8 protein-coding genes are annotated in these 7,362 nt (G+C 71.4%); 6 read left to right on the top strand and 2 right to left on the bottom strand.

Annotation, left to right across the window (positions count from 1 at the left end):
- Positions 1 to 1,082: ATP-binding protein (locus MFF42_RS13660; protein ID WP_238256221.1), on the top strand; the 1,082-nt coding region annotated here is incomplete at its 5' end.
- Positions 1,083 to 1,234: 152 nt separating this feature from the next.
- Here the strand turns inward: MFF42_RS13660 and MFF42_RS13655 are convergent.
- Positions 1,235 to 2,128 carry a LysR family transcriptional regulator gene (locus tag MFF42_RS13655; protein WP_238256220.1) on the bottom strand — a complete coding sequence of 298 codons (894 nt, stop codon included), beginning with the start codon at positions 2,126 to 2,128 and terminating at the stop codon, positions 1,235 to 1,237.
- Between the two features lie 103 nt (positions 2,129 to 2,231).
- Between MFF42_RS13655 and MFF42_RS13650 the strand changes: the two genes are divergently transcribed.
- The 3 genes from MFF42_RS13650 (at position 2,232) to MFF42_RS13640 (ending at position 4,489) form a co-directional block, all read left to right on the top strand.
- Entirely contained in the window at positions 2,232 to 3,095 is an 864-nt protein-coding gene (locus MFF42_RS13650; RefSeq protein ID WP_238256219.1) for an NmrA/HSCARG family protein, read from the top strand.
- A 38-nt stretch (positions 3,096 to 3,133) separates the two neighbouring features.
- A complete protein-coding gene (locus tag MFF42_RS13645; protein ID WP_238256218.1) occupies positions 3,134 to 3,607 on the top strand; it encodes an SRPBCC family protein in 474 nt (157 codons plus the stop codon).
- A gap of 180 nt (positions 3,608 to 3,787) precedes the next feature.
- The gene (locus MFF42_RS13640; protein WP_238256217.1) at positions 3,788 to 4,489 is read left to right on the top strand and encodes a GntR family transcriptional regulator; all 702 of its coding nucleotides are present in this window, start codon (positions 3,788 to 3,790) and stop codon (positions 4,487 to 4,489) included.
- A 4-nt stretch (positions 4,490 to 4,493) separates the two neighbouring features.
- On the opposite strand, the gene MFF42_RS13635 is transcribed toward MFF42_RS13640, so the two are convergent.
- A complete protein-coding gene (locus MFF42_RS13635) occupies positions 4,494 to 4,904 on the bottom strand; it encodes a nuclear transport factor 2 family protein (protein WP_238256216.1) in 411 nt (136 codons plus the stop codon).
- A gap of 226 nt (positions 4,905 to 5,130) precedes the next feature.
- Between MFF42_RS13635 and MFF42_RS13630 the strand changes: the two genes are divergently transcribed.
- Positions 5,131 to 6,321, top strand: coding sequence for an ABC transporter substrate-binding protein (locus tag MFF42_RS13630; protein WP_238256215.1), 1,191 nt, complete (start codon positions 5,131 to 5,133; stop codon positions 6,319 to 6,321).
- Between the two features lie 46 nt (positions 6,322 to 6,367).
- Complete coding sequence (locus MFF42_RS13625; protein WP_238256214.1) at positions 6,368 to 7,237, top strand: branched-chain amino acid ABC transporter permease; 870 nt, start codon at positions 6,368 to 6,370, stop codon at positions 7,235 to 7,237.
- The last annotated feature ends 125 nt before the right edge of the window (positions 7,238 to 7,362 follow it).

Here is a 7,362-nt window from a genome sequence, read left to right as displayed (position 1 = left end):
ACTTCAACAACCTGCTCACCATCATCGTGGGCAACCTCGACATGATCGTCCGCCGACCCGAGGATGCGGGGCGCGTCGCGCGGCTGGCGACCTCCGGCCTGCAGGCGGCCAAGCGGGGCGCCGAAGTGACCGAGAAGCTCCTCGCCTTCTCGCGCCGCCAAGTGCTGCGGCCCGAGACGGTCAACCCGAACCGCCTGCTCAAGGACTTCCAGGGCCTCTTGCGGCGCGCGATGGGCGAAACCATCCAGGTGCGGCTCGACCTCGATGCCAGCCTCGACCCGGTCCGGCTCGACCCGGGGCAGTTCGAGAGCGCGGTCCTGAACCTCGCCGTGAACGCGCGCGATGCGATGCAGGGCGGCGGCGTGCTGACGGTCAGGACCTGCAACGCCCACCTCGACGCCGGCGAACTTGCCGACCGGCCGGACCTCTCCCCCGGCGCCTACGTGCTCGTGGCGGTGACGGATACCGGTCACGGCATGGACGCGGCCACGAAGGCGCGCGCGTTCGAGCCGTTCTTCACGACCAAGGAGGTCGGCAAGGGCACGGGCCTCGGTCTGAGCCAGGTCTACGGCTTCGTGCGGCAGGCCGGCGGCCACGCGCAGATCAAGAGCGAGGCGGGGCGCGGCACCAGCGTGGAGCTCTACCTGCCGCGCTCGGTCGGCCAGGTCGCGGAGAGCCAGCCGGTGGGACCGCTGCCGCTGCGCCGGGCGGCCGCCGGAGAGGTCGTGCTCGTGGTCGAGGACGAGCCGGCGGTGCTGGAAATGGCGGTCGAGAGCCTGGGCGAACTCGGCTACCGGACGCTGACCGCCACGCAGGCGAGCGAGGCGCTCGACCGCCTGCAGGGCCCGGAGCGGATCGACATCCTGTTCTCGGACGTGGTGATGCCGGGCGGGATGAACGGGGTGCAGCTCTCGGTCGAGGCGCGGCGCCTGCGCCCCGGTTTGCGGGTGCTGCTGACCTCGGGCTACACGGGCACGGCCCTGGACGACCAGGGCGTGCCCGCCGACCTGCCGCTCCTCAGCAAGCCCTACCAACGCGAGGAGCTGGCGACGAAGATGCGGCTGGTGCTGGGCCGCGCCTGATCCTGAACGGCAAGCCCGGCCGCGGTGCGGTTTGGGCGTTCACGGACCTGCCCGGCTTGCTTGGCGGCGACGTCGCGCCCTTCGCGCCCGACCTTGTGGAGTCCGCCCCCGGCTTCGGTCGAAGCCGCCCGTCGCGGGGGTAGCGGGGCCGCTCAAGACCCGACAAAGGCCGTGAGCTCGTCCGGCGTCCCGTGCGGGAATGCCTGCCGCAGGTGGTCGAGGAAGGCCGACACGCGGGCGCTGAGCAGCCGGCGCGAGGGATAGAGCGTCCAGAGCGCGATCTCGGGAGCGTCGACGTCGCCCCAGTGGACCAGGCTGCCCGCCCGGAGGTCGCGGCTGACGAGCGAGATCGGCAGGCTCGCGGCCCCGACGCCGACCCGGACGGCGTCGCGGATCATGATGAGCGACGACAGGGTGAGGACCGGCTCGAAGGCGATACGCGACCGCCCGCCCGGCGCCATCATTGGCCAGACTCCGCTCCGGCCGTCCCCGCCGCGGACCACGGCCGGCACCGGCCGGTCATCCTCCGGCCGGCCGAGATCCGGGCTCGCCACGACGACCAGCCGGTCGCGCAGGAAGGCGCGGCCGACGAGGCTCTCGTCCGCCTCCGGGTTCACCCGGATCACCAGATCGTAGCCCTCCTCGACCATGTCGACGGCCCGGTCCTCCGTCGTCACCTCCAGGCGCACGGCCGGGTGCTTCACCGCGAACTCCGCGGCCAGCTTTCCCATCGCGACCTGCGAGAACAGGAGCGGCGCGCTGATCCGCAGCCGCCCGCGCGGCGTCCCCCCGCCCGAGGCGATGGCGGCCGCCGTCTCGTCGAGTTCGGCCAGCAGCGCCCCCGTCCGCTCGTGCAGCGCCCGGCCTTCCTCGGTGAGCTTCAAGAGGCGCGTCCCCCGCTCGAACAGCCGCAGGTCGAGGCTCGCCTCCAGTTCGGTGACCCGCCGGGACAGTGTCGCCTTCGGACGGCCGGAGGCGCGGGCCGCCCGCCCGACGCCGCCGTGCCGGGCGACGAGGTTGAAGTCGGCGAGGGCGAGAAGGTCCATTCGTTCCACCAGCGAGACGGCCTGTCCTAACAGGCCGTCTATCGGGCGGAATATGGATCATTAGGTTTCCGGAGGCCAGCAGGCACCAACCGGAGAGAACACCATGACCATCCTCGTCACCGGCGCGACCGGCACCGTCGGCCGCAACGTCGTCGATCAACTCCTCACGCGCGGCGCCGACGTCCGCGCCCTCGTCCGCGACACCGCCAAGGCCAACCTCCCGGCCGGCGTCGCGACCGTGCAGGGCGACCTGCTCGACATCGATGCGGTGCGCGGCGCGCTGTCGGGCGTCTCGACGCTGTTCCTGCTCAACGCCGTCGTGCCCGACGAATTCACCCAAGCGCTCATCGTGCTGAACGCCGCCCGCGAGGCCGGGATCGAGCGGATCGTCTACCTCTCGGTGATCCACGCCGACGTCTCCGTGAACGTGCCCCACTTCGCCGGCAAGTTCGGCGTCGAGCGCATGATCGAGCGGATGGGCATGGCCGCCACCATCCTGCGCCCCGCCTACTTCATGCAGAACGACCTCACGGTCCGGGACGTGGTGCGCGAGCACGGAATCTACCCGATGCCGGTCGGGGCGAAGGGCCTCGCCATGGTCGATGCGCGCGACATCGGCGAGGTCGCCGCGCTCGAGCTCATCCGCCGCGAGCGGGCGGCCGCGCCGCTCCCGCTCGACCGGATCAACCTCGTCGGCCCGGACACGCTGACCGGGCCGGGCCTCGCCGCGATCTGGTCCGCGGTGCTGGGCCGGCCCGTCGCCTATCCGGGCGACCACATCGCCGGCTTCGAGCGGAACCTGCGCCAATTCATGCCGGGCTGGATGGCCTACGACATGCGGCTGATGGGCGAGCGCTTCCTCACGGACGGCATGGTGCCCGAGGCCGGCGACGTCGAGCGCCTGACCGCGCTGCTCGGCCGGCCGCTGCGCTCCTATCGCGATTTCGCCGCCGAGGCCGCTTCCTGAGCCGCAACCCGCATCCTCAAGGTCACAGGAGACCCGTCATGATCTATTCGACCGCCACCGTCCCGGTGAACCCGGAGGGCGAGACCCCGCTGACCCGCGAGCAGGCCTGGGCCGGCCTGGTCCGAAAGGCGCGCGACGCCCGCCTGTTCCTGCCGCCCGGCCTCTGCACCCGCTGCGATGTCGTCGAGGAGAGCGCGACGCATCTCGTGCGCGAGGCCACCATCGGCGGGGAGGACCTGCGCGAGATCATCACCTTCGAGCCGCAGGCCAAGGTCACCTTCTTCCAGGCCACGGGGCCGCGGGAAGGCGCCATCGTCAACGAGCTGTTCGAGGACGGCTCCGGTGTGCTCCGGCTTCGGTTCTACTGCTACCTGGGCCTGCGCGGGAAGGCGCCGAACGGCCCGGAGGAACAGGCCGAGCGGGCGCAGTTCGACGGCGAGACCGGCTACAGGGCGGCCCTCGTCTCGACGCTGAAGCGCACCCGCGAGCTCCTGGCGGACGGCAGACTCTAGGAGCCTTCGGCATCGTCCGAGACGGTGCCGACCGTGCCGCGGCGCCTCTCCGGTGATGGTCGACGCACGGCCGGTCCCGATTTTTCCACGATTGGGTCGGTCGAGGCACATCGGCGTCGATCGTGCATCTGGTACGAACCGGGCCCGGAGGTCCGCCGTGCAAGAGGATGCGCGTCAGCGATGAGACAGGGCGAGAGGAGCCCCCCGACCAACCGCGTCGGAGCGATCTGCCGATCCCTCCGGCGAGCCATCGTCGAGCGAGCCCTGACCCCGGGAGATCGGCTGCCCGAGGACGCGCTCGGCGAGCGGTTCAGCGTCAGCCGCACCATCGCGCGCCAGGCGCTGGTTCAGCTCGCGGGCGAGGGCTTGGTCGAGCTACGCCGGAACCGCATCGCCGTGGTGGCGAGCCCGAGCTGGGAGGAGGCACGCGACACCTTCGACGTGCGCATCAGCCTCGAGCGCCTCGTGGTCCAGCGGCTCGCCGGCCGGCTCAGCGCCGAGCAGCGGGCCACGCTCGAAGCGCATATCGAGGGCGAGGAACGGGCGAGCGGCGGTTCCGAGGCCGCCTCGATCCGGCTCGCCACGGAGTTTCACCTGCTGCTCGCCGAGATGACCGGCAGCCCGGTGCTCAACCGCTACGTCGCCGAGATGGGCTACCGCTGCGCCCTGATCCTGTCGCTCTACAGCCGGCCGCACTCGTCCGACTGCGCGGTGAGCGAGCACCGGGGCATCGTGGCAGCCCTGGTCGAGGGCGATGCCGGGCGGGCGGTCGCCCTGATGGACCACCATCTCGACGCGGTCGCAGAAAGGGCGCGCATCCTCGACGAGCCTCGGCGCGAGCGCGACCTCCTTCGCCTGCTCGCGCCCTACGTCGACGGATGACCGGTCAGGCCGCCGCGCCCTGCCGTTCGAGAATCCGCTCGGCGCTGTCGTTCCACACCTCCATGGAGACGATCAGCCCCTCCCGCACGGTGAAGCGGTCGACGTAGCGGTTGCCCTCGAACGGGGTGCCGTCCGGCCACGCGCCGTAGAGCGTGCCGAGGCTGTAGACGGTGGTGACGCCTTCGCCGGGCACCACGTCGAGCCGCTCCATTCGCTTCTTGACCCAGGCGTAGCGGCCGGCGTTGAAGGCCGTGACCTCGCGCGGATGATGGAACACCCGGCCCCCCGTGAAGACGATCGCGATGCCGGGCGCCATGTAGCGCGCCGCCGTTTCCGGATCCGGCACCATCGAGGCCTCCAGATAGGCCGTCACCGCCGCCGCATCGCGCGCGGCCCGCGCTTCCTTCTCATCCATGCCGAGACCTCCGTGCTGCCGGGCGCCGATCATGCCCATGTCCTCCCGGGAGAATGACGAAGGCGTGACAAGTGTGCATGCAGAAAGTGTATGCACTTTGCCGGCACTTTGTGCACACTTCTCGGGCAGACGTCGAACGATTCGGAAAATGTGAGAGAAAACAAGGCCGCGCCGGCTGGCACGGCTGTTGCGGACGTCGGTCGACCACAAACGGGATCGGATCGCCATGCCCCACCGCCTCGACGCAGCCCGATCTCTCACGCGGCGACTCGCCCTCGGCGCCCTCCTGGCGGGGTTCGCGAGCCTCGGCCCCGTCCAGGCCGCCGAACCGATCCGGATCGGTCTCGTCACCGCGCTCAGCGGACAGTCGGCGAAGTCGGGCGAGGCGATCTCCCGCGGGATCGGGCTGGCGATCGAGGAGATCAATAGCGGCGGCGGCGTCCTCGGCCGGCCCCTGGAACTCGTCGCCCGCGACGACGAGGCCAACCCGTCGAAGGGCGTGCTCGCCGCCCGCGAGCTGATCCAGCGGGCCGGGGTCGTGGTACTGATCGGCGGCCTCGACACGCCGGTCTCGATGGCGATCGTGCCGATCGCCAACCAGATGAAGGTGCCCTTCGTCGGGCCCTGGGCGGCCGGCACCGGCATCACCCGCAACGGGGCGGCGGACAACTACGTGTTCCGGGTCTCCGCCGTCGACGCCCTCGTGGACGAGGCCCTCGTCGCCTACGCGGTGAAGACCTACGGCGCCAAGAAGCCCGGCGCGATCCTCGTCAACAACGCCTGGGGCGAGTCGAACCAGCAGGGCATCGTCGCGGCGCTGAAGGCCGCGGGTCTCCCCAGCGCCGGCATCGAGAAATACGAGGCCAACGACATCGACATGGTCCCGCAACTGTCGCGGCTGCGCGAGGCGGGGGCCGTCGCGCTGTTCCTCGTCGGCAATGTCGGCCCCTCGGCCCAGGTGGTGAAGTCCCTCGACCGGATGGGCTGGACCGTGCCGGTGATCTCCCACTGGGGGCCGGCCGGCGGGCGCTTCGACGAACTCGCGGGCCCCGGTGCGGCGCGGGTGCACTTCGTCCAGACCTTCACCTTCGCGGGCAACGACAGCCCGAAGGCCAAGGCGGTGCTCGACGCGCTGAAGGCGAAGTACCCGGCGATCAAGTCCATGGCCGACGTCACGCCCGCGGTCGGCATCGCCAATGCCTACGACGCCACGCACCTGATCGCCCTCGCGATCAAGGCTGCCGGCGCCACCGAGGGGCCGAAGGTCCGCGACGGCTTCTACAAGGTCCCGGCCTATGCCGGCCTGATCAAGACCTACGAAGCGCCGTTCGCCCCGGACCGGCACGACGCCCTGAAACCGGACGATTACATCTTCGCCAGCTTCCGGAACGGCGAGATCGTCGCGGTGTCCAAGTGAGCCGCCGTTCGAGCCGCCGTTCGAGCCTGCGGCCGGGGAGGCGCCCGTGCTGACCGGAACCCTCGTGAGCGGGCTCGGCCTCGGCAGCATGTACGGGCTGGTGGCGCTCGGCTTCCACATCACCTTCGCGGTGTCCGGCACCGTGAACTTCGCTCAGGGCAGCGCCGTCACCCTCGGGGCGGTGCTGGGCTACGCCTTCGGGGTCCAGCTCGGCTGGCCGATGCCGCTGGCAATCGCCGCGTCCCTGGCCGGCTGCGCCCTGCTCGGGCTCGCCGTCGAACGGTTGCTGGTGCGCCCCTTCGTGGTGCGCGGCTCGGACGCGTGGCTCCTGGCCACGGTGGCCGGCGGCATCATCCTCGACAACGTCCTGCTGTTCACCTTCGGCAAGGAGCCGCGCAGCCTGCCGTCGTCCCTGGTCTCGGCGCCCGTTCAGGTTCTCGGCGCGGGCATCTACCCGCTCCAGCTCGTGATCCCGGTGGTCGGCATCGCCGCCGCCGTGGCGATCCGCGCCGTGTTCCGCGGGACGGAACTCGGCCGCGTGCTGCTGGCGGTGGCGCAGAACGCCGAGGCCGCGCGGCTGATGGGCATCGACGTCGCCCGCACCGTGGCCTGCGCCTTCGCGCTCTCGGCCGTGCTCGCGGGCGCGGCGGGCCTGCTGATCGCGCCGCTCTTCTCCGTCTCGGCCGAGATGGGCGCGCTGTTCGGCATCAAGGCCTTCGCGGTGGCGATCCTCGGCGGAATCGGCTCGGCCACCGGCGTGGTGCTGGCGGGCCTGCTCTACGGCCTCGTGGAGGCGGGCGTCACCGCCACGCTCGGCTCCGGCGCGACCCAGATCGTCGTGTTCTCGGTCATCATCCTGGCGCTGGCGCTCCGCCCGAACGGTCTGCTCGGCCGCGCCGCCGTCAACAAGGTCTGACCCATGCGCTCGCTTCTCCGGGCGCCGGCCGCGATGCCGCTCGCCATCCTGGCCCTGACGCTCGCCGGCCTCGGCCTCGTCGGGCTGACCAGCGGCTACAGCCACTTCGTCATCGCCCTCGTGGC

Origin of the sequence: Methylorubrum podarium, from assembly GCF_022179745.1 — a bacterium.
In the GTDB taxonomy this organism is placed as follows: domain Bacteria; phylum Pseudomonadota; class Alphaproteobacteria; order Rhizobiales; family Beijerinckiaceae; genus Methylobacterium; species Methylobacterium podarium.
The sequence above is the reverse complement of the archived record's forward strand: the minus strand, read 5'-3'. Positions and strand labels throughout refer to the sequence as shown.